The organism is Micromonospora lutea (assembly GCF_016863535.1).
GTDB classification, from domain to species: Bacteria; Actinomycetota; Actinomycetes; order Mycobacteriales; family Micromonosporaceae; genus Micromonospora; species Micromonospora lutea.
In genome coordinates this window covers 273,855-294,615 of record NZ_BOPB01000002.1, presented here as the reverse complement: position 1 = coordinate 294,615, position 20,761 = coordinate 273,855, and the positions used below count along the sequence as shown (strand labels likewise).

Sequence of the window (20,761 nt, the reverse complement as noted above, 5' to 3'; positions counted from 1 at the left end):
GAGCAAGAACCGAAATTCCAAGTGCGACTAGCCGACGATCGACGGCGTTGCCGCCGGTACGATCTACGTACCGCCACGGTCAGGTGACCCGGCCGCGCCGTCCCCTGAGGCCTGCTGGGATTCCGCGCGCCAGGTACACCCGTCGCCTGCCTGTTCGCACGACACCGTGACGTCCGATTCGACGTAGCGGGCGGCGATGGCGGTGTTGAGTTCCTGACAGTACTGGCATGGTGATGCGAAGGTCAGTTTGACGCCGGCACCGGCGGCCAGTTTGCGGTACCGCAGGATCCCACATTCGGTGTTGCGCAGGACGGTGCCGGAGGGCTGGGGCTCGCTGGTCACCGCCGAGTCGTAAAGCAGCAGTTGGCGCTGCAGCCGGGCCATGAAGTGGGCGGTGGCAGACTCTCCGGCGGGCCGCTGCGATCGCAGTAGGTCCGCGGTGATGCGCGAGTTCGCCTGAATCCACGCGGATACGCCTTCATCACCGTGCATGCCGAGAATGAACTCTTCGGCGGCCGCCTGGGCCTCGAAGAACCGCTGACGCCAGAGGTCGACCTTGACGGTGGGGTCGAGGGGAGCAGGGTCACTGGTCATGGTCGGTGTCCTTGCCGGTGTCAAGCTCGGCGAATACCTCCTGGGCGATGCGCAGCCCGTTGTTGGCGACCGGCCAACCCCCGTAGTAGGCGAGCTGGATGATGATTTCGACGATCTTCTCTCGTGGCATCCCGAGGTGGAGGGCGGCACCGATGTGGCCGCGCAGCTCCCAGTCGGTCCGGGCCAGTGCGACCGCGGTCAGCGCGATCAATTCGCGTTCCTCGACACTCAGGTGCGGGCGGGTCCAGATCTCACCGAACAAGTGGTCGATGGTGAGCTTCAGGAAGTCGGGGTAGGAGCCTGGGCGGGGTTCGCGGCCGAAGACGTGCTTGAACATGGCCTCACCCCGCTCATGTCGGGCAAGCGGCTGGCTCATCGATCACTCCTTGGTGGTGCCAGGTGGCCTGTCGGACAGTGAGGAACTTCTACGTCGCCTCGAACGCGACGAGCAGCGACGGGGGCGCAGATGTCGGTACCAGCGAGAAGGCGGCAACGCCGCCGAGGCCCCGCCGCCGGCATCGTCGATCAGCGCGGCAGGTACCGGCGCAGCCTGACCAGACCCACCCCCGCGCCCGAAGCGCGAGGAGGGCCGTGTCCCGGTCAGATCTCAGAGGATGATGCTGAGCTTTCCGTGTTCGTAAAGACTCTCGTGGTCGAGCACCACGAGACGTCTCCGGACCCGGAACGACTCGCCCTCGACGGCGAGTTCGAGCCGAAATTTTCCGACGTAACAGTCAGAGCGCCCGTGCCCGAACCGGTACACGACGACATTCGCCGCCACATCGAGGTGCGTGCCCCGATCAGCCACAATCTCTACGTTGCTGATCATCCGATTCGTCCGCGAGCGGGGATTCTCGCACCACACCTCGCCGTTGAGGATCTGCTCGATCCGCTGGCGCAGCCGGGCGGCGTTGTCGTCGATGAGCCCGAGCGCGTCGGCCGGCTCGCCCCGGACGTCCGTGGCCGGCACCAGGTAGCGGATGTCGTCGGTCAGCATCTCGTCGTACCACTCGCGCAGGCGCCACTCGTCGAGCAGCCGCGCCTCGCGGAAGAGGAACTGGCTCACCCGGTGCCACAACCGCATCTGGGCCGTCTCGTCGACCGCCGGCTCGGTGTTGATCGTGTCGGTGGTCATCGCCGTTGCCCCCCTTGCCTTTCAGCCCGCTGAGTGAGGTGGTGATTTTCCTCGCGGTCGTCGCCGTCGTGCATCAACCGGTCCCACTGCCGCCAGAACTCCCGGGCTGGGAGCTCGTCGGTGGTCTCGGGGACCTCCTTGGCCATACCGCGTGACAGGTCCGAGTGGCGGAGTGTGCGATTGAGGTAGCCCCGTTGACAGGACTCGATGATCTCGATGTCGTCGGGGGTGGCGAAGCCGGCGGGACCGAGGAAGGTCAGGTAGTGACTCTTACGCAGTTCCCGTATGTCCGGATCCTCGTCCTGGGGGGCCAGCGCGACTGAGGTGATGGACATCTGGCCGGCGCTGACCGGGTCGATCTTGCGGATGGTGATCCCGATGGCGTCGATGATCATCAGATTGGGGAAGATCATCAACGCCCGGTTGGCGCCGGTGATTCGCTGGGCGCGTTCGGCGCCGAACCGTTCGACGAACCGGGCGGCCGTCGCCTCCATCCGTGACTTGACCTCGGGAGGAAACATCGGCGTCCAGTAGGCGAGCGGCCGGGCTGCCGCCGGTACCAACTCATTGGCGCCATGCCCTCGTCCGAGAGCGCGAGCGAAGCCGCCTCGTCGTCGCGGTGCCATCGTCCCCAGCGACTCGATGTAGCTCACGTAACGCTTGTGCAGGGCGCGGAAATGGTAGATGTCGACGCTGTTCTCCATCATGAGCTTCCAGTTGGCCCGAGCCCCGTGCAACTGCGCGCCTTGGATCACCTCCATCCCTACTTCGGACTGGTCGGCGATCAGATCGAGGTACTCCGTCGCGCCCGCCAGATGCTCGGTCAAGGTGAGTGGCTGCTCAGGATCGAAGGTCGCGAACACGAAACCCCGGTAACTGTCGCTACGGTGCCGCGCCAGGCCGAAGTCGGACTTGCGGAAGCCTGGGCCATACCCGTCCGGGAGTGGAACCCCGACCAGGTCACCCTGGTTGGAGAATGTCCAGTCGTGGTAAGGGCACCGGAACGATCTGGCCTGCCCGGCTGACTGCGAGCAAATCAGAGCCCCGCGGTGCGGGCAGCTGTTGGCAAGCACTCGAATCACCCCGTCGGAGCCGCGCGCCATGACCACCGGGCGCCCTCCGACGTCACGTGACACATAGGAGCCCAGCTCGGGCACCTCCGATTCGTGCCCGACGTACAACCAGCAGCGATCGAAGATCTTGGTCATCTCCTGTGCGGCCACGTCGTCGTCGGTGTAGGCCCGACGGTCCACCCGGAACGACAAATTTTCGGGATCGTCGAACACGATCTGGCCGTCCACCGGCCGCTGCAGTTCTATCGTCACTGCTCCCCCTTTCGCTGTAGCTTCTCGCTCATGCTGCCGACTATTTCTGCCGTGCGCGCGGCGGAATCACCGCACTCGGGCTGCGCCGCGCGCAGCCGCGCCCGGTAGTCCCGGCCGGGATCAAGCAAATTGGTCACAGCGTCAGCGACTGCCTGTTCTGAGACGTCGGCCGGCTCCAATGCCGTCCCGAAGCCCGCGGTTTCCACGAAGTACGCCTGGATAGGCTGATCCACGGCCAGCGGGATCACCAGCATCGGTGTCGCCGCCCGGATCGACTCCGCCACCGAGTTGTAGCCGCCATGGGTGATGAACACGTCGGCGCGCTCAAGCACCTCACGTTGGGGCACGTACGGGGCGGTAAGCACGTCGGCGGGCAGCGCGAGTTCCTCAGCGAGATCTCCCACCGAGGCGATCACCTGCGCACCGGTCTTCACCGCCCCCATGATCACCGTGCGTAGGAGTTCGGGCCGTCTGTAGAAGATCGTGCCGAAGGAGACGAACACCAGCGGCCGGCCGGGTTCGATCTCCTCCAGGCCGGGAAAGGCGACCTCGTCGCCGCGGATACCTGCCGCGCCCGGCAACCCAACCAGCTGCACGCCGTCGTCGGTGACCGCTTCATCCCCGACGAGCGAGGGAATCGTCGGCATCACATTGAGAATCGGCGAACGCGCCGAATGCGTCCGGGTCGACCACAACACCTCGCGCCTGGTCAGATAGTCGCCGACCTGCTCGTCGTACAGCCAGCGACCTTGCCGACGCTCCTTCGGGCATACTCCGCCCAGGTTTGCCCAGATCATCCCGTACGGCACACCGGACGCCTGGGCCCCCGCCATCGCTGCCGCCAATACCGGCAACGAATCGAGCAGCGCGAAGTCCGGCGCCGTCGCCCGCAGCGCATCAGCCACCTGGTCCACCACCGGTGACGATTCGAGCATCGGACCGATCTTTGCCGGATCGTCGCTCCACGGCGCCATCTGGACCTGCCCGACCATGTGGACCTCCGCCGCGCCCAGGGCCTTGCGACGCTGCTCGCCGAGCACGCCACCGTCCGCCGACACCAACAGCAGCACAACCTCGTTGCCGGCGGCTTGGAGCGCATTGACCACCGGAATGTACGGGTTGAGGTGGCCATGCTGAGTCGTGGTGAGGAAGGCGATGCGCACTAGATCTCCGATCCATGGGAAAACGAACAAGCCGACTCAGATCTGGGCCTGAATCAGCCGCACCGGCCACGAATGCGCCACCCGGCTTTAAGAGACGAGTCCAGAACCGCGACGCACGAGCGGCATAACTGCGCCGAAGGCATGCGCGACCGGCAGGCTAGAAAGCCATCGACGCCCAAATACTGGTATGAGGATCTACGCAGTCCCCAACGCCATTGTGGGGATCCGGACCTGTCTACGTTGACTGTCGAAACAACCTTGCAACAAAGGGCTTACCGGCCGCACCGAGGCGACTCCGGAAAGTGTGCCGGATGGCATGATCAGAGTCAATGCTTGACGTGCCGGCACACCGCAACGCCGCGGACTTTGACGATCCTCCGCCTCGACCCTCAGCACGCAGGCCCGATTGCTCGACAGCGAAGTCGTCGAGATCCGAACTCATAACCCTTCCGGCCGAGTCGCCGGATTTCATGCGATGGTGTCGATGAAGCTTGAAATGTCGTCTTGGCCGAGCCATGAGGCGTGCTCACTGGCTAACCGGTGCCGGCTCGCGGACGAGGTCCGTGCCAGAGATTCCCCGCTCTTCGATAGCGGCCTCTCCCTGCCTTTTCCCGATACGGCGACCCGATCGGCCCGCGGCGCACACGCTGCGGGCCGACTTCGTGCTCCGGCAGACAAGGAAGGCCGACTATGAACGCCACTGTCACGTGTGCGGCGCGCACCGCCCACGATGCCGAGCCCCGGACCGGCGGCGGGGATCGGCGCGCCTTCCCCTGGACGACGGCGTTCAAGACGGCAACCGGACTTGCCCATGCGGATCGTTCAACCACGGCTGGCCACGGCTGATCGCAGTCCGGACATGCCCGGGTCGCACGTAGCCCGGTGGCCATGCCACGCACCGCGTCCACCGTTAGCCGCCTCGGTCCAACGGCTCCCGAGCACCCACCGAGCCACCACCGACCACCGGCGTACGCGAAAAAGGCCCCGACCGGCAGAGTTCTACCAGGTCAGGGCCTTGTTCGTTGGTGCGCCGCCAGGGACTCGAACCCCGAACCCGCGGATTAAGAGTCCGCTGCTCTGCCAGTTGAGCTAGCGGCGCTCGCTGACAACGGGGTGAACAGTAGCACGCGCCCTGAACCGGGTTCCAATCCGATACCCGGGTCCTCCCTTCGGTCGAGCTTTCCAGACATTTGACGAAAATCCCTTGCAAAGGGTGGGACCGAGGTGATGCCGGGCGACAGCGATACGGCACGATGTCCGCCAGGTGCGCAACGACAGGGGTGGGGATGGGCAGGTTCGCGCGGGCCGGGGCGTTGTTGAGCGCCTTGGGGCTGGTGGCGTCGCTGGCATTGTCGGGCTGCGGTGAGGAGCGCACGGCGGCTGAGTTCGTACCCGGTGAGAAACCCGGAGCGACAGGTGCGGGCACGCCGGAGACACCGCAGGTGCCGAGCGGCCCGCCGCTGGCGGTGAGCCCGGCCGACGGGGCGAAGGACCGGCCGGTCAGCGTGGAGATCGGCGCGAAGCTGCCGGAGGGCGGCCAGGTGTCGCAGGTCACGCTCAAGACCGAGGATGGCAAGTCGGTCAAGGGCAAGCTGCGTACGGACGGATCTTCGTGGGTTCCGTCGGCCCCGCTGAAGTGGTCGACCCGCTACACCGCCATCGTCTCCTCGAAGGGGCCGGACGGCACGGTCAGCGAGGGGACCAGCACGTTCACCACGATGGCCAAGCCGGGTTCGATGATCACCTCGGGGTTGTACCTGTTCGATGACCGGACGTACGGGGTGGCGATGCCCGTGGTGGCGGAGTTCCATCCGGGCATCCCGAAGAAGGACCGAGCCAAGGTGCAGAAGCGGATGTTCGTACAGACCGACCCGCCGCAGCCGGGCGCCTGGCATTGGGTGAGCAACGGCACGCAGGCGTACTACCGCGCCCCGGAGTACTGGAAGGCCGGCACCAAGCTGACCGTACGCATCGCGCTGGCCGGCATTCCGTTGAGCAACGGCCGCTTCGGCAACGTCGACCGCAACGCCACCGCGAAGATCGGCTCGGCCTTCGAGATGAAGGTGACCAACTCCGACAAGCAGATGCGGGTGTACGAGGACGGTCAGCTGATCAAGACGTTGCCGGTCAGCCTGGGCAAGAAGAAGACTCCCTCGTCCAGCGGCACCCTCGTGGTGATGGAGAAGAAGGAAGCCACTGTCTTCGACACGATGGACGACCCGGATCCGGAGAACCGGTACGTGACCGACATCCAGTTCGCTCAGCGACTCACCTGGGGCGGCGAGTACATTCACGCGGCGCCCTGGTCGGAGCACGTCCAGGGGCGGCAGAATGTCTCCCACGGCTGCGTGAACGTCTCGATGGCGAACGCCCGCTGGCTCTTCAAGCGTACGAAGATCGGAGATCCGATCACCATCACCGGCACCGAGCGCAAGCTGGCGGCGGGCAATGGTTGGACCGCGTGGAACCTGAGCTGGTCGGAGTTCGTCAAGGGCAGTGCGCTGCCAGTTCCGGATGGTGGCGCCGGTCCGGCGGTATGACCGGACGAAATATGTCACTATCCGGACATCCTGCTCCACGTGTTTCGGTTCACCTGCCGCAACGGGTACGTGAACTGGTGCGTCAGTGATGTGGACGGGGCAGCGGACCACGACTGTGAGGACACCATGCGAGTTCGGGACCAGCGCAACCGGCGGCGGGAGGTGCTCGCGGCGGGCCTGCTCGCCGTGACGTTGGCGCTGACCTCCGCCTGCACCGGCGGAAAGGGCGACAAGGGGCCGGGTTGGCAGGACGGAGTCGATCAGCCGGCCGCGAAGGCGTCGGTGAACATCAGCGAGCCGGCGGCGGGTGCCAAGGACGTGCCGGCGTCGGCGGCGATCGCCTTCGCCGCAGAGCAGGCCGAGGACGTCGAGGTCAAGCTGACCGATGCCGAGGGTGAGGTGGTCGAGGGCAGTCTCGCCGACGATGGCCGCAGTTGGCTGCCGTCGAAGGCGCTGACCTACGGCGCCGCGTACACCGCCACCGTCACCGCGACCGGCGACGACGGCCTTCCGGCGACCGCGACCAGCGACTTCACCGTGATGAAGAAGCCGGAGAAGCAGGTACGCATCATCAGCTTCCTCGGTGACGACCAGACGGTCGGGGTGGCCATGCCGCTGATCGTGAAGTTCGGCCGGGCCATTCCGGAGCAGTACCGCGCCGACCTGCAACGCCGGATGACGGTCACCTCAGAGCCGGTCCAGGAGGGCGTCTGGCACTGGGTCAGCCCCACCGAGGTCCGGTACCGGCCGAAGGAGTTCTGGCAGGCCGGCAGCAAGGTCTCCTATCGGGTTCAGGCCGGCGGGCTGCCGCTCGGCGACGGCTGGTACGGCCGGGCCGACCTGAGCGTCGACATCGCCATCGGACCGAAGCTGCTCATGACGGTGGACAACCGGACCAAGCGGATGACGGTGACCCGGGACGGCGAGACGATCAAGACGATTCCGGTGAGCCTGGGCAAGAAGAGCACCCCGTCGTCCAGCGGCACGATGGTGGTGATGGAGAAACTGCGCAAGACCGTCTTCGACACGTACGACGAGCTGGGCCCCGAGGACGGCTACCGGACGAAGATCGACTACGCGCAGCGGCTCACCTGGGGTGGTGAGTTCATTCACGCCGCACCGTGGTCGGAGGGGCAGCAGGGCACGACAAACGTCTCGCACGGTTGTGTGAACGTCTCGATGGCCAACGGTGCCTGGTTGTTCAACAACACGAAGGTCGGTGACCCGATCGTCGTCAAGGGCACCGAGCGCAAGCTGACGAACGGCAACGGCTGGACCGACTGGAACGTCAGCTGGGCGGAGTACGTCAAGGGCAGCGCCCTGCCGTACGAGCCGGCGGAGCCCGAGGCGGACGACCCGGGCATCTCAGTCAGCGAAACCCCGACCGCCTGAACCCGTCACGACGGCGATCTCCCCTGGTGGGAGGCCGCCGTCGGATAACCGGTCGGGTCCGCATACGCGTCAGGCCCCCTCCGTGGAGGGGGCCTGACCGGTGGGGTGACTGATGGGAATTGAACCCACGACAACCGGGACCACAACCCGGTGCTCTGCCAACTGAGCTACAGCCACCATGCCTCCGCGCCCGGTCGAACGCCCGGTGCGGGTGCGCTGAAATCATACCCCCACCACCGCCGACCTCGTCCAGCGGGTTGCGTCGGGGCGCCACGCGTCGACGTGGAGCACGCCACAGCCGCCCGGAGCGGTCAGAGTTCTCCGGCAATCGCCTTGGCGGTCTCCACGTCGGGTCCGGGCAGGGGAACGAAGATCGTGCGCCGGTAGTACTCCAGCTCCCGGATGCTCTCCCGGATGTCGGCCAGGGCCCGGTGCGCCAGGCCCTTCTGCGGCTGGCCGAAGTACACGCGGGGGTACCAGCGGCGGCACAGTTCCTTGATCGAGGAGACGTCGATCATGCGGTAGTGCAGGTGGGCGTCGAGGCGGGGCATGTCTCGGGCGATGAAGCCACGGTCGGTGGCGATCGAGTTGCCGCAGAGCGGGGCGGTACGCGGATCCTTGACGTGGCGGGAGACGTATTCGAGTACCCGTTCCTCCGCCTCGGCCAGGGTGACTGTGGAGCGGCGTACCTCGTCGGTCAGCCCCGACTTGCCGTGCATCGTCCGGACGACCTCGGGCATCGCGTCCAGTGCGGCGTCGTCGGTGTGGATCACCACGTCGACACCGTCGCCGAGCACGTTGAGATCGGGATCGGTGACCAGCGCGGCGACTTCGATCAGCTTGTCGCCACGGAGGTCCAGCCCGGTCATCTCACAGTCGATCCAGACGAGAAGATCAGCCATCGGCACAGCCTACGCTCAGCCCAAGTATCGTGGCTGCGCGCCGCCACGGTCACCGACCGCTAGGGTCTTCCCCGTGCCCGCCGAACCCGCCACACCACCCAGCGTCGACCTGGACGACCCGGGTAGCCGTATGGCTCGCCGGTTCGTCGGGGCAATGGCGCTGGCGGCGGTGCTCCCGGCCCTCTACCTGCCCGGGACCATCCACAATTTCTTCGACCTGAAGATCTACATGGCGGCCATGGACTGGTGGACGGCTGGCAACCCGCTCTACGACTACGTGCAGCCGGACCGGGTGCAGGGCGAGTTGTACTTCACCTACCCGCCGTTCGCCGCGCTGCTGCTGCTGCCGTTCTCCTGGTTGAAGCTGGGTGCCACCGTGGCGATCTTCACCGGGCTGACGCTGCTCGGCGTGGTGGTCACCACGAAGTGGCTGCTGGACCCGGTGATCCGTCGACACCGCCTGCCCCATTTGTTCACCCTCGTGGTGGGTGTGCTGCTCGTGCTCGCCGTGGAGAGCACCCGGGAGACGATCACCTTCGGGCAGATCAACATGCTGCTGGTGGTCTTGATCCTGGCCGACCTGCTGTTCGCCGTACCCCGTGACAGCCGTTGGGCCGGGGTGGGGATCGGGTTGGCGGCGGCGCTCAAGCTGTTCCCGGCCATCTTCGTGATCTACCTGCTGGCTACCCGGCGGTGGCGGGCGGCGGTGGTGGCGGGAGGGACCGCGGCCGGGGCGACGTTGTTCGCCGCGGCGGTCGCGCCGGGTGACTCGTGGCGGTTCTGGACGCACGAGCTGTGGGCCACCGATCGGGTCGGCCGCACCGACTACACCGGCAATCAGTCGCTGTTCGGGTTGCTGAGCCGGCTCACCGCCCCGGAGGAGCCCAGCCGGCTGGTCTGGCTGCTGGGCGTCGCGGTGGTCATCGGGTACGGGCTGTGGCGGGCGGTGCGGGCATCGCAGGCCGGTGACGCGCTGACCGGGCTCACCCTGACCGGCCTGGCGGCGGCGCTGATCAGTCCGATCACCTGGACGCACCACATCTACTGGTTCATCCCGGCGGTGGTGATCCTGGTCGACGCGGCGTTGGGCACCGACCCACGCACCGCCACGGGGGCCCGCCGACGCCGCCGGCTGGTGATCCTCGCCGTCGCCGTCATCGCGATCATCGTGTACGGGGTGGTGTCCTTCTACGACTGGGGTATCAAGCCGTCGCCCACCGACAGCCCGTGGGAGTTCCTGCTCCGCAACGCGTACGTGTGGCTCTGCCTGGCCCTGCTGGTCGTCCTGCCGGTGCCGGCCCGTGCTCGGCCGTCAAGGCGGCTGCCCAACAAATTCGGACACTCTTCCCGGGGCACCCATTCATCGGTAATCTGACCAGGGCACCCAAATCCCCATAGGCACCGATATCCCCCGGTGAAGGGCGGCCCTCCGCGTCGGCAGCACGGAGGGCCGCCCGCCCGTCCCTATCGATCATGCAGTTATGGCTGTCGATGTGCGGCTTTTATGCCGCTCTGTAACGACCACAACTGCATGATCGCGTGCATTCAGGGGGTGGGTGGGGTGGGTGGGGTGGGTGGGCGGAGGGGGCGGGGTGGGGTGGAAGGGTTGGGGATGTTGGGGATGTTGGGGATGTCGGCGAGGGTGGTCGGGCGCGGGACGGGGCCGATCGCGGGTCGACCGGTCGCGGCGGCCATCGAGACGAGTTGACGCTCGGGCAGTCGACGAGGGCCCGGTGGCGTCGGAGCCCCCAGGCCGGTGAGCGAGCTGACCCCGAGTCGCCCGGCGAGCACCGGCACCTGGTCCGGTTCGACCACGAAGACCACCTCGCGGGGGCGGACCGGCCGCAGCAGCACCAGTGCGGCGAGGATCACCAGCAGCGTTCCCCCGGTCAGTGAGCCCCAGGTGGCCGGGGCGATCCAGCCGGCCCGAAGTTCCGCCCGTAGATCGAGGGTCATTCCGGCCGCGCCGTCGGGTCGCATCAGCACCAGGCTCAGCCGCTGCCCGGTCAGGTCTTCGGGGCTCCACTCAAGCACGCCGTAGCCTGCGCGTACCCAGAAGGTCTGCGCGACGGGTGCGGCCGGGACGGTCGGCGGTGTCCCGGCCGCAGGGACCTGCTCCAGCCGGACCGGCAGCGGACCTCGGGCCAGCGACATCCGCAGGACCTCGGCGCGCGGCGCACCGGCCAGCCAGCGCTGCGTCTCCTCAGACGGGGCCAGCCCGACGAAGGCCGGCCCGTCTGGAGTCCGGGCGTCCAGCCGCAACCGGGCCTGCCCGCCCCGGGCGAACGGCACCTCCTGGCGTACCAGAGCGTCGAGGTCGCTCACCACCACCGCGTGACCGGGGGTCTGCACGGTCTCGAACCGGGCGGTGAACGCCCCGTCGGGGCCGGCGTGACCGGTCAACAGACCGAGCGCGGCCGCGCCCAGCAGCGCGGTGGTACCGACGGTCAGCAGCAGCATTCCGGTCAGCGTCCACACGAAACGCATGCGCTCAGTTCCCCTCTGTAGCCAGATACCCGGCCGACCTTACCTACGCCGACCGGCCAATCAGCGGATATCCACGGCACCGGCACAGAAAGCGGGCAGGCCCGCCGGGATCACCCGGCGGGCCTGTGCGGTGATGACGCTCAGGAGGTCGAGGTCGCCGCCTCGTCGCTCGCGGCCGCACCGCCCTCGCGTCGGGTGCGGGCGAAGGCCAGCCCACCGAGCACCAGCCCACCGAGTCCGGCGAGCAGCCCGGCGACGCCGAGGCCGACGGCCAGGCCATTGCCGTCCTCGCCGTCGTTGTCGTTGGACGGTGCCGCAGCGGGCGAGTCGGCCGGTTCCCCGGTCGGCGCGTCGGCCGACGCGGCGGCGAGGGTGAGCACCGGTGCCGGGGCGGCCGGCTCCTCACCGCCGGGCTGTGGATCGTCGATCCAGCGCACCACCGCGCCGTCGGAGTAGGTCTGCAGCGCCTTGAAGACCATCTGGTCGACCTCGGGCAGCGGGCCCATGGAGACCGGGAACTCCTGGAAGGTGCCGGGAGCGACGGCGGCGCCTTCCCCGGCCGTCCAGGTGATCTTCGACACCACCTCGGTGATCTCACTGCCGTGCACCTGCACCGGCGGGTCGACCTGCCGCTTCTCCACGGCCACCGTCCAGCCGGGCACCGGCATGGTCGACACCGAGCCGACCGGTGCGTTCTCCGGCAGGAAGATCTCCAACTTGGTCGTCGACGCGGTGTCGCTCTCGTTCGGCACCCGGAACGCGAAGCGCCCGTAGCCGCCCTGGTCTGCCTCCCTCGGGTTGACCGTGACGTGCGCCGACGCCGGAGCCACGAAGCCGAACACGGCCGTGGCGACAGCGCCGAGCGTCAGGGCGGCAGCGGTGGCTGCGAAACGCCGGTGACGGAACATCGGTGGGACCTCTCTATCGGATGGGCACGGTGGCGGTCACCGTGGCCTGGTCGATTTCAGTGGTACGCGCGGTGACCCGCATTTCCCACTCCCCCGCCGCCGGCAGACTGATCTCGCCGGTGGCGTGGTTGTCGGTGAGTGGCAGCAACGGCACCTGGATCGGTTCGATCCCGGCCGCCGGCAGGGCGACGGTGACCTGCCACTCGACGACCGGCTGGGGCTGGTTTTCCAGCGTGTACGCGTACAGGTGCACCGAGTTGTTGCCCCGACGTGCCGGGGACACCTCGATCTGCATGGAGTAGAGGGAGCTGGTCGCCGTGGTGCTGAAGTAACCGCTGTCGGCGCCGGCCACATCGGTGGCCACACTGCGGGCGGGGGTCGTCTGGACCAGGGTCGCCGACACACCCAGCACGATCGCGGTGATGGCCAGTTCCACCCAGATCGCCCGGCGGACCGGGGCCGGCCGGCTGGCCGCGACGCGGCTGCGTACCAGGTGGCGGGAGTACGCGGCCACCGCGATGACCAGCACGAAGAGACCGATCTTGGCCAGCACCAGCCGCCCGTAGGCGGTGTTGACCAGCGCCGAGGGGGTGGCCACCTCGATCAACGCCTGGACCGTGCCGGCGAGCAGCAACGCCGAGACGGCCAGCGCGGCCCACCGTGACCAGATCGGCAGGATCGCCCCCAGTTCCCGCTCATCGGCCCGGGGCAGCAGGAACACGGCGAGCATCGTCAACCCACCCAGCCAGACGGCCATGCCGCCCAGGTGCACCGTGTCGACGAGCACCGACACCGCCGGGGCGGGTGAGGCGGCCGGATGCCCGGACAGTGGCCAGGTGACCAGCGCGCCGGCACCGAGGACACCGAGGATCACCAGGTCCGTCCGGCCGACCGGCCCGGCCAGCAGCGGCCGGAGCAGCAACGCCGCTGCGGCCAGCAGCCCGAGGCGCACCAGGTGAGCGGCGCCGAAGGCGCTGCCGAGTACCAGGCCCAGCCCTTCGCCGGTGATGTCGAAGAGTCCGCCACCGTTGGTGTACGGCACCTGGAGCAGGAGCGCCGCCACCGTGGCCAGCGTCACCAGCGCGAGGCCGGTCCAGGCCAGCCGGGCCGGTCCGCCTCGGGGCAGCCGGCGCGGCCAGAGCAGCGCGAGCACCAGCGCCGGTCCGATGACCAGCAGCAGTCCCGCGTAGCCGACGAACTTGACGACCTTGACGGCGTTACCGACCACCGGGTTGGCCCGGCCGTCGTCACCACTGTCCACCGGTGGCTCGGAGGGCGCGCCCACCGAGTAGGTGAACGCACCGGAGACCGGGTGGCTGTCAGCGGAGATCACCCGATAGGTGACCAGGTAGGTGCCGTTTCCGCGACCGGTGTCGACCGGGATGTTGACGACGCTGCCGGCGAAGGTGGGCTCGCCCCGATCTGCGCGTGACCCGTCGGGCGCGATCACCCGGATCCGGTCCGGCACCTTGCGTACCGTCTCGCTGAAGGTGAGTACCACCTCGGCCGGCGGGGCGGGCACCACGGTCGAAGCGGCCGGGCTGCTGCTGGACAGCACGGCGTGGGCGCTGGCCGGGCTGGCGGGGACGAGCAGCAGGGCCGCGACGATGACCAGGAGGCCGGCGGTCGCGGCCAGCCGGGCGAACCGGCGGCGATGGACGGCAGTCATGACGCCCATGTTCGCCGACGACACCCGTTCCCGGCGAGTCCACCCCATCGATTGACACCGATTACCCAGGATCGAGCGCGGGCGCGCGGACACCGGGCGGGAGGTCATAGGCAGATAGTCGGTCGTTACGCCGGATAAGTTCCCGGAGTGGCGCACCCCATGGAAGGGCCGAAGGACTCTGCTGCTCACCGCGCCGCAGCGTAACCTGGGTTGTCGTGATCCCCGTGCCGCGCGACACTCCCGCCATCGCCGACACCGTCGGCGCGGACCGTGCCGACGTCCGACACCAGCGGCCTGCCCGGATGTCGCAGCAGGGAGAGCCGGGAGCGACAAGCGGGTCCGAGCCGACCGTCGACCCGGCCACCCGGTGGGCGCTGGCCGCCCGGGACGGTGACCCGGCCGCCCAGGCCGCCTTCGTGCGCGCCACGCAGGCCGAGGTGTGGCGGTTCGCCGCCGCGCTGATCGATCCGGACAGCGCCGACGACCTCACCCAGGAGACCTACCTGCGGGCGTTCCGCGCGCTGCCCACCTTCGCCGGCCGCTCCAGCGCGCGCACCTGGCTGCTCGGCATCGCCCGGCGGGCCTGCGCCGATCACCTGCGCACCGTGGTACGTCGTCGGAGACTCGATCAACGTCTCAGCGCGCACGCGCACACCGACGTGCCGCACCCCGACCCGGCCGGTCAGCTCGGCACGACCGACCTGGTCCGCCGGTTGACCGCCGAGCGGCGCGGGGCATTCGTGCTGACCCAGTTGCTCGGCCTGTCGTACGCCGAGGCCGCAGCGGTGGAGGGAGTGCCGGTCGGCACCATCCGCTCCCGCGTCGCACGGGCCCGGGCCGAACTGGTCGACGCGGTCGGCGAGGCGTTGGCCGGATGAACACCAAGCTGCGCGCCTGGCGTCCCTGGCTCGGTCTCGCCGTCCGGCTCGGCCTGGCCGCCGTCTGGCTGTGGGCCGGCTGGTCGAAGGTCGGCGATCTGGCCGCCTCCGGCCGCGCGGTGAACGCCTACCAGATCCTGCCGTACGACGTGGCGATGGTGGTCGGCGCGGCGCTGCCCTTCGTCGAGCTGGCGTTGGGCCTGCTGCTGGTGCTCGGACTGGCGACCCGGCTGGTCGCCGGGGTCTCCGCGGCGCTGCTGCTGGTCTTCATCGCGGGCATCGTCTCCGCCTGGTCGCGGGGGCTGGCCATCGACTGCGGCTGTTTCGGGGTGGGCGGCGAACTGCCCGCCGGGGAGAGCCCCAGCTATCTCCCGGAGATCCTCCGGGACATCGGCTTCCTGGCGTTGGCCGGGTTCCTGCTGATCTGGCCCCGCACCGCCGTCTCCGCAGACGGCGCGCTGACGGGCGAACCGGTGGAGGACGAAAATGAGTAGTCGCAAGGGGCGCAAGGACGCGGCCCGAGTGGTCCGGGAACAGCTGGCCCGGGAGCGGCGCCGCAAGCGGACCCTGTGGATCTCGCTGGGCGCGGTGGTGGTGCTGGTCATCGCCGGTCTGATCGGCTGGGCCGCCTGGTCGAGCCAGACGCCCGACGACTACACCGCCCCGCCGGGTGCCAACGAGGCGGGCACCGGCATCGTGGTCGGCTCCGGGCCGGTGACCATCGACGTCTACGAGGACTACCTCTGCCCGGCCTGCAAGCAGTTCGAGCAGACCAGCGGTGCCACCCTCGAACAGCTCGTCAGCGACGGCAAGGTGCGCGTGGTGTACCACCCGGTGGCCTATCTCAACCGCTACTCCAGCACCCAGTACTCGACCCGGTCCTCGGCCGCCGCCGGCTGCGCCGCGGAGGGCGGCAGGTTCACCGAGTTCAGCAAGGCGCTGTTCGAGCGGCAGCCGGCGGAGGGCGGCGCCGGCCTCAGCAACGACGAGCTGATCGAGATCGGTGCCGGGCTCGGGCTGGACCGCGACGCCTTCGGCAGTTGTGTCCGCGACGGGAAGTACCGGTCATGGACCGCGCACGTCAGCGACGAGGCGAACCGTGCCAAGATCACCGGTACGCCGAGCATCCTGGTCGACGGAAAGCCGGTGCGGGACTGGTCGCCGGAGAACATCACCGCTGCGGTGGAGGCGGCCGGCAAGTGACCCTGCTCGCCCGGGCCGGGCTGCTGCTCGCCGGCACGATCACCGCGTTCCTCGCGACCGCCACCCCCGCCCTCGCACACGGCGCGGACGCGCCGAACGGCACGGACTACCGGGTGGCCGTCACCGGGGTCACCGCCGACCGCGCGGACCTGCGGGTACGGGTGATCGAGGCGGGTGCCCGGCTGGAACTGACCAACACCGGCGACACACCGGTCGAGGTGATCGGCTACTCGGGTGAGCCGTACCTGCGGGTCGGACCGGACGGGGTGTACGAGAACTCCCGGTCGCCCGCGACGTACCTCAACCGCACGATCGCCGGGGACACCACCCTGCCGGCCGAGGTCGACCCCGCCGCCGAGCCGCAGTGGCGTCGCGTCGACGGCGGGACGACGGTCCGTTGGCACGACCAGCGGGCACTGTGGCGCGAGGCGCAGCCGCCCGCCCAGGTCCGCGCCGCGCCTGACCGGGAGCACCGGGTACGGGACTGGGTGGTCCCACTGCGCGACGCCGGCGGCCCGTCGGAGATCCGCGGCACCCTGGACTGGGTGCCGCCGCCGGACGCGTACACCTGGTGGGTGGTGGCCATCGTCGGTGCGCTGGCGGTCGGTGCGCTCGGTGTGCTGCCGGCCGCCTCCGCCCCCGGTCGGCGGGCGTTGGTCGCCCTCGGCGGGGTGCTGACCGTCGGTGGGGTGGCGGCGGTGGCGCTCGCTGTCGGGCGGGCGGTGGACGCCGGGGCCGAGGGAGGCGGAGTCCTGCTGGGTCTGCTGACCGGGCCCGTGTGGGCCCTGCTGACCGGGCTCGGCGCGATCGTCGCCGGTGGTTGGATCCTGACCGCCGAACGTTCCCACGCCGACTTCACGGTGGCGCTCGCCGGCACCTGCCTGGCTCTGTTCGCCGGGGTGAGCAACGTCGCCGGGTTCGCCCGTGCCGTGCTTCCGACACCGTGGCCGCCGACCGTCACCCGGATACTGGTCGTCCTCGTCGTGGTGGCCGGCGTCGGGGCGCTGGCCGCCGCGTTGCTACGCCTGCACGCCGCTGCTCGACGCGCGCCGGCTGCCACTGCCTGACCGGCGTGCGCCGGTTGTCACTCCCCGGTCGGCGCGCTGGCTGCTATTGCCCGGTCGGGGTGCGCCCGGAGGTGGGGCGGAACGGGTAGGGCAGTTCGAGGCGGTGCCGGGCGAGCAGTTCCTCGTCGTCCAGCAGCATCGGGGTCGGCCCGTCGGCGACGATTCGCCCACCGTCGAGGATGACCGACCGGTCGCAGAGTTCGAACGCGTACGGCAGGTCGTGGGTGACCATCAGCAGGGTCACCGGCAGGGTGCGCAGGATGCCGGCCAGTTCGCGCCGCGCCGCCGGGTCGAGGTTGGACGACGGCTCGTCGAGCACCAGGATCTCCGGGCGCATCGCGAGCACGGTGGCCACCGCCACCCGGCGACGCTGACCGAAGGAGAGGTGGTGCGGGGTCCGGTCACGGTGCTCGGACATGCCCACCGCGGCCAGCGCCTCGTCCACCCGGGCGGTCAGTTCCGGCCCACGCAGCCCGAGGTTGGCCGGCCCGAAGGCCACGTCCTCGGCGACGGTGGGCAGAAAGAGCTGGTCGTCCGGGTCCTGGAAGACGATGCCCACCCGGCGGCGGATCTCCGCCAGCGTCGCCCGGTCCGGGCCGACGGCCAGGCCGCCGACCGCGATGTGGCCCTCGGTGGGCGTCAGGAGGCCGTTGAGGTGCAGCACCAGCGTGGTCTTGCCGGCACCGTTGGGGCCGAGCAGTGCGACCCGCTCGCCCCTGGTCACCGTCAGATCGACGCCGTGCAGTGCGACGTGGCCGTCCGGATACGCGTACCGGACGCCACGGACGTCCAGGCTGGGCGGGGTGGGCTGCACGCCTCGATCATGTCAGGACGGCGGCCGTGGCGGCGACGGTGGCGGCCATGACCGGAACGGTGGCCGCGATCAGCCACTGCCCCGTCGTCGCTGCCGCGCTGCCCTGCCACACCGTCGGCAGTCGACCGGTGTAGCCGCGCGACAGCATCGCCAGATAGACCCGCTCGCCGCGCTCGAAGGCGCGCAGGAACAGCGCTCCGATGCCGGCCGCGAAGCCACGCAACTGCCATACGAAACGGGGGTCGTCGCCACGGGAGATCCGGGCGAGACGCATCCGCCGGGCCTCCCCGACCAGCACGTCGAGGTAGCGCAACATGAAGGTGGCGATCTGGATGAGGATCTGCGGGCAACGCAGCCGGTCCAGCCCGACGATCAGGTCACGGGTGCTGGTGGTCGCCGCCAGCAGCAGCGAGGCCCACACACCCAGGGTGCCCTTGGCGACGATGTTCCACGCGCCGTAGAGACCATCGACCGACAGCTGCACGCCGGCCACGTCCACCCGCTCACCGGCGCCGATGAACGGCAGGGCCACGGCGAACAGCACGAACGGCAACTCGATGGTCGATCGCAGCAGCAGCCAGCCCGCCGTCACCCGGGCCAGCGCCGCGACAGCCGCGACCAGCAGGGCGTACGCGCCGAAGGCCCAGAGCGCCTCGCGGGGGGTGGCGACCACGGCGATGGTGAACGCCACCATCGCCGCGATCTTGACCTCCGGCGGCAGCCGGTGCACCGGCGAGTCGGTCTCGCGGTACAGCACGTGGGCGTGACCGGCCCCCACCTCGGTCTACCCCCTGCTCGTGGTGGCCGGGTCGGCGCGGTCGGCCCCGGCCGCGTTCTCCGCCGCCGGGTCCCGGCGGCGGACCAGCCAGAACGCGCCACCGGCCACGGCGAAGGTCAGCAGTACGCCCAGCACACCGGAGAGCCCGGTGCTGAGGAATTCGTTGTCCAGGCCCGCGATCCCGTAATCGGCCAGCGGCCCACCGATCTCGTGCTCCCGCTCCTGCTGCGCCGGGCAACTGCCGCCGGTGATCTCGTCGTCGGCGTCGAAGGTGCAGCCTTCCCGCAGCGACGAGTCCAGCCCGTCGGGATGCGACGAGGCGAAGTTGCTGACCACACCGGCCAGGAGCAGGGCGACGAGGAGCCCACCGACGATGAAGCCCCACTTCTTCACCGGACACCTCCGACGGTCGGGACGGTCGCCGGCGCGGCCGGTTTCAGGGCGCGCAGCGCGTACACCAGGTCGGGGCGGACCTTCGCCACAGTGACCACTGTGGTGGCCGTGATCAGCCCTTCGCCGATGCCGATGAACAGGTGGGACACGGCCATGGTGCCGGCCAGGCCGGCCAGGTTCTCGCCGAGATCGGTGGTGCCACCGAGCTGGTACTGCAACACGAAGCCCATCGCCGCGACGACCACGCTGACCAGCGCGGAAACGAAGGCGGTGATCGCCAACCCGGCCGGGGTGCGCGGCAGCACCCGGAGCAGCAGCGCGATCAGCAGGTACGCCACCCCGAGGCCGATGACGGCCATGTTGGTGATGTTGAGCCCGAGCATGGCCACGCCGCCGTCGCCGAAGACGAGGGCCTGCACCACGAGTACCACCGCGACGCAGAGCGCGCCGACCCAGGGCCCGACCAGCATGGCGGCGAGCGCGCCGCCGAGCAGGTGGCCACTGACCCCGGCGGTGAAGATCGGAAAGTTGAGCATCTGTACGGCGAAGATGAACGCGGCCACCAGGCCGGCCATCGGTGCCAGCCGGTCGTCCAGATCCTGCCGGCCACGCCTGACGCAGTACGCCATCGCCGCCAGGGCGATCACGGCGAAGACCGCGGCGACCGGACCGTTGATGATGCCGTTGGAGATGTGCATCGCCAGGGTTTCCACGTGACCTCCCACGTGTCGACGGGCCCGTGCCCGCCGGCAGAGTGAGCCTATTTCCCGTACCACGCTGTTGCCAAGAGCTTGCAACAGCGTCATGGCTCCGTACGCCGGGCCGTGCCGGCTGGGTCGACGCCGCGCGGCGGTAGGGTCGTGCCATGACCGCACCCGCTCGCCTATCCCCCGGTGACCCGGCACCCGGGTTCAGCCTGCCCACCGATGACGGCGGGCAGCTCGCCCTGGCCGACCTGCGCGGCCGCAAGGTCGTCCTGTACGCCTACCCCGCCGCGATGACGCCCGGCTGCACCAAGCAGGCCTGCGACTTCCGCGACTCGTTGGCCTCGTTGCAGGCCGCCGGATACGAGGTGGTGGGCATCTCGCCTGACAAGCCGGAGAAGCTGGCGAAGTTCCGCGAGCGGGACGCGATCACCTTTCCGCTGGTCGCCGACACCGACAAGGCGGTGCTGACCGCCTACGGCGCGTACGGCGAGAAGCAGATGTACGGCCGTACCGTCACCGGGGTGATCCGCTCCACCTTCGTCATCGACGAGGAGGGCCGGATCGAACGGGCGCTCTACAACGTCAAGGCCACCGGTCACGTCGCCAAGCTGCGCCGCGACCTCGGCCTGGACTGAGAGCGAGGCCGGGCTCGACACGGCCAGGGGTCGCTCTAGAATCACTCAGGCCAGCGGGAGTGGCGGAACGGCAGACGCGATAGGTTTAGGTCCTATTGTCCGAAAGGGCGTGGGGGTTCAAGTCCCCCCTCCCGCACCAGCAAACGGTTCCCATCCGGCGCGGATCGAAGC

Annotated in this window: 21 protein-coding genes and 3 tRNA genes; 9 read left to right on the top strand and 15 right to left on the bottom strand. The window is 69.3% G+C overall.

Annotation, left to right across the window (positions count from 1 at the left end; all coding sequences use genetic code 11):
- Positions 1-63 precede the first annotated feature (63 nt).
- The 6 genes from Vlu01_RS02760 to Vlu01_RS02735 form a co-directional block, all read right to left on the bottom strand.
- The gene (locus Vlu01_RS02760; protein WP_203992643.1) at positions 64-594 is read right to left on the bottom strand and encodes a hypothetical protein; all 531 of its coding nucleotides are present in this window, start codon (positions 592-594) and stop codon (positions 64-66) included.
- Positions 584-970 carry a carboxymuconolactone decarboxylase family protein gene (locus Vlu01_RS02755; protein WP_203992640.1) on the bottom strand — a complete coding sequence of 129 codons (387 nt, stop codon included), beginning with the start codon at positions 968-970 and terminating at the stop codon, positions 584-586. Before Vlu01_RS02755 ends, Vlu01_RS02760 begins: the two co-directional genes overlap by 11 nt.
- Before the next feature lie 231 nt (positions 971-1,201).
- On the bottom strand, positions 1,202-1,729 hold the full coding sequence (locus tag Vlu01_RS02750) for an aromatic-ring-hydroxylating dioxygenase subunit beta (protein ID WP_203992637.1): 528 nt from the start codon (positions 1,727-1,729) through the stop codon (positions 1,202-1,204).
- Positions 1,726-3,054 carry an aromatic ring-hydroxylating oxygenase subunit alpha gene (locus tag Vlu01_RS02745; RefSeq protein ID WP_239095653.1) on the bottom strand — a complete coding sequence of 443 codons (1,329 nt, stop codon included), beginning with the start codon at positions 3,052-3,054 and terminating at the stop codon, positions 1,726-1,728. Before Vlu01_RS02745 ends, Vlu01_RS02750 begins: the two co-directional genes overlap by 4 nt.
- Positions 3,051-4,217, bottom strand: coding sequence for a nucleotide disphospho-sugar-binding domain-containing protein (locus Vlu01_RS02740; protein WP_203992634.1), 1,167 nt, complete (start codon positions 4,215-4,217; stop codon positions 3,051-3,053). The genes Vlu01_RS02745 and Vlu01_RS02740 overlap by 4 nt, the downstream gene beginning before the upstream one ends.
- 1,023 nt (positions 4,218-5,240) lie before the next feature.
- Positions 5,241-5,316 (bottom strand) — tRNA-Lys (locus Vlu01_RS02735).
- A gap of 187 nt (positions 5,317-5,503) precedes the next feature.
- Between Vlu01_RS02735 and Vlu01_RS02730 the strand changes: the two genes are divergently transcribed.
- Together Vlu01_RS02730 and Vlu01_RS02725 are read left to right on the top strand one after the other, a co-directional pair.
- Entirely contained in the window at positions 5,504-6,757 is a 1,254-nt protein-coding gene (locus tag Vlu01_RS02730; protein ID WP_203992632.1) for a L,D-transpeptidase, read from the top strand.
- 126 nt (positions 6,758-6,883) lie between these two features.
- Complete coding sequence (locus tag Vlu01_RS02725; RefSeq protein WP_203993570.1) at positions 6,884-8,149, top strand: L,D-transpeptidase; 1,266 nt, start codon at positions 6,884-6,886, stop codon at positions 8,147-8,149.
- 101 nt (positions 8,150-8,250) lie between these two features.
- On the opposite strand, the gene Vlu01_RS02720 is transcribed toward Vlu01_RS02725, so the two are convergent.
- Positions 8,251-8,326, bottom strand: a tRNA-His gene (locus tag Vlu01_RS02720).
- 134 nt (positions 8,327-8,460) lie between these two features.
- Positions 8,461-9,057 carry an oligoribonuclease gene (gene orn / locus Vlu01_RS02715; RefSeq protein WP_203992629.1) on the bottom strand — a complete coding sequence of 199 codons (597 nt, stop codon included), beginning with the start codon at positions 9,055-9,057 and terminating at the stop codon, positions 8,461-8,463.
- 67 nt (positions 9,058-9,124) lie between these two features.
- On the opposite strand from orn, the gene Vlu01_RS02710 reads away from it, so the two are divergent.
- Complete coding sequence (locus tag Vlu01_RS02710) at positions 9,125-10,426, top strand: glycosyltransferase 87 family protein (protein ID WP_203992626.1); 1,302 nt, start codon at positions 9,125-9,127, stop codon at positions 10,424-10,426.
- 170 nt (positions 10,427-10,596) lie between these two features.
- Here Vlu01_RS02710 and Vlu01_RS27895 read toward each other — a convergent pair whose 3' ends face one another.
- The 3 genes from Vlu01_RS27895 to Vlu01_RS02695 form a co-directional block, all read right to left on the bottom strand.
- Positions 10,597-11,538: a hypothetical protein gene (locus tag Vlu01_RS27895; RefSeq protein ID WP_373307260.1), complete on the bottom strand. Its 942-nt coding sequence runs from the start codon at positions 11,536-11,538 to the stop codon at positions 10,597-10,599.
- A gap of 140 nt (positions 11,539-11,678) precedes the next feature.
- Positions 11,679-12,446, bottom strand: a complete 768-nt coding sequence (locus Vlu01_RS02700; RefSeq protein WP_203992610.1) for a YcnI family copper-binding membrane protein — start codon at positions 12,444-12,446, stop codon at positions 11,679-11,681.
- A gap of 13 nt (positions 12,447-12,459) precedes the next feature.
- Positions 12,460-14,115, bottom strand: a complete 1,656-nt coding sequence (locus Vlu01_RS02695; protein ID WP_373307259.1) for a copper resistance CopC/CopD family protein — start codon at positions 14,113-14,115, stop codon at positions 12,460-12,462.
- Positions 14,116-14,330: 215 nt separating this feature from the next.
- Here Vlu01_RS02695 and Vlu01_RS02690 point away from each other — a divergent pair, with 215 nt between their 5' ends.
- The 4 genes from Vlu01_RS02690 to Vlu01_RS02675 are packed head-to-tail and all read left to right on the top strand — an operon-like array spanning position 14,331 to position 17,263.
- Positions 14,331-14,993, top strand: a complete 663-nt coding sequence (locus Vlu01_RS02690) for a sigma-70 family RNA polymerase sigma factor (protein ID WP_373307258.1) — start codon at positions 14,331-14,333, stop codon at positions 14,991-14,993.
- Positions 14,990-15,487: a MauE/DoxX family redox-associated membrane protein gene (locus tag Vlu01_RS02685; RefSeq protein WP_203992604.1), complete on the top strand. Its 498-nt coding sequence runs from the start codon at positions 14,990-14,992 to the stop codon at positions 15,485-15,487. Before Vlu01_RS02690 ends, Vlu01_RS02685 begins: the two co-directional genes overlap by 4 nt.
- Positions 15,480-16,196 carry a DsbA family protein gene (locus Vlu01_RS02680; RefSeq protein ID WP_203992601.1) on the top strand — a complete coding sequence of 239 codons (717 nt, stop codon included), beginning with the start codon at positions 15,480-15,482 and terminating at the stop codon, positions 16,194-16,196. Before Vlu01_RS02685 ends, Vlu01_RS02680 begins: the two co-directional genes overlap by 8 nt.
- Positions 16,193-17,263 carry a hypothetical protein gene (locus tag Vlu01_RS02675; RefSeq protein WP_239095652.1) on the top strand — a complete coding sequence of 357 codons (1,071 nt, stop codon included), beginning with the start codon at positions 16,193-16,195 and terminating at the stop codon, positions 17,261-17,263. Before Vlu01_RS02680 ends, Vlu01_RS02675 begins: the two co-directional genes overlap by 4 nt.
- A 43-nt stretch (positions 17,264-17,306) precedes the next feature.
- Here the strand turns inward: Vlu01_RS02675 and Vlu01_RS02670 are convergent, their stop codons facing one another.
- From Vlu01_RS02670 to Vlu01_RS02655, 4 genes are read right to left on the bottom strand one after another with little or no spacing between them, the layout of a single operon-like run.
- Positions 17,307-18,077: an energy-coupling factor ABC transporter ATP-binding protein gene (locus Vlu01_RS02670; RefSeq protein ID WP_203992597.1), complete on the bottom strand. Its 771-nt coding sequence runs from the start codon at positions 18,075-18,077 to the stop codon at positions 17,307-17,309.
- A 7-nt stretch (positions 18,078-18,084) separates the two neighbouring features.
- Complete coding sequence (gene cbiQ / locus Vlu01_RS02665) at positions 18,085-18,855, bottom strand: cobalt ECF transporter T component CbiQ (protein WP_203992593.1); 771 nt, start codon at positions 18,853-18,855, stop codon at positions 18,085-18,087.
- Positions 18,856-18,861: 6 nt separating this feature from the next.
- Entirely contained in the window at positions 18,862-19,248 is a 387-nt protein-coding gene (locus tag Vlu01_RS02660; RefSeq protein ID WP_203992590.1) for a PDGLE domain-containing protein, read from the bottom strand.
- Entirely contained in the window at positions 19,245-19,961 is a 717-nt protein-coding gene (locus Vlu01_RS02655) for an energy-coupling factor ABC transporter permease (RefSeq protein WP_203992588.1), read from the bottom strand. The genes Vlu01_RS02660 and Vlu01_RS02655 overlap by 4 nt, the downstream gene beginning before the upstream one ends.
- A gap of 152 nt (positions 19,962-20,113) precedes the next feature.
- On the opposite strand from Vlu01_RS02655, the gene bcp reads away from it, so the two are divergent.
- Together bcp and Vlu01_RS02645 are read left to right on the top strand one after the other, a co-directional pair.
- Entirely contained in the window at positions 20,114-20,590 is a 477-nt protein-coding gene (gene bcp, locus Vlu01_RS02650) for a thioredoxin-dependent thiol peroxidase (protein WP_203992578.1), read from the top strand.
- 53 nt (positions 20,591-20,643) lie between these two features.
- A tRNA-Leu gene (locus Vlu01_RS02645) sits at positions 20,644-20,729 on the top strand.
- The last annotated feature ends 32 nt before the right edge of the window (positions 20,730-20,761 follow it).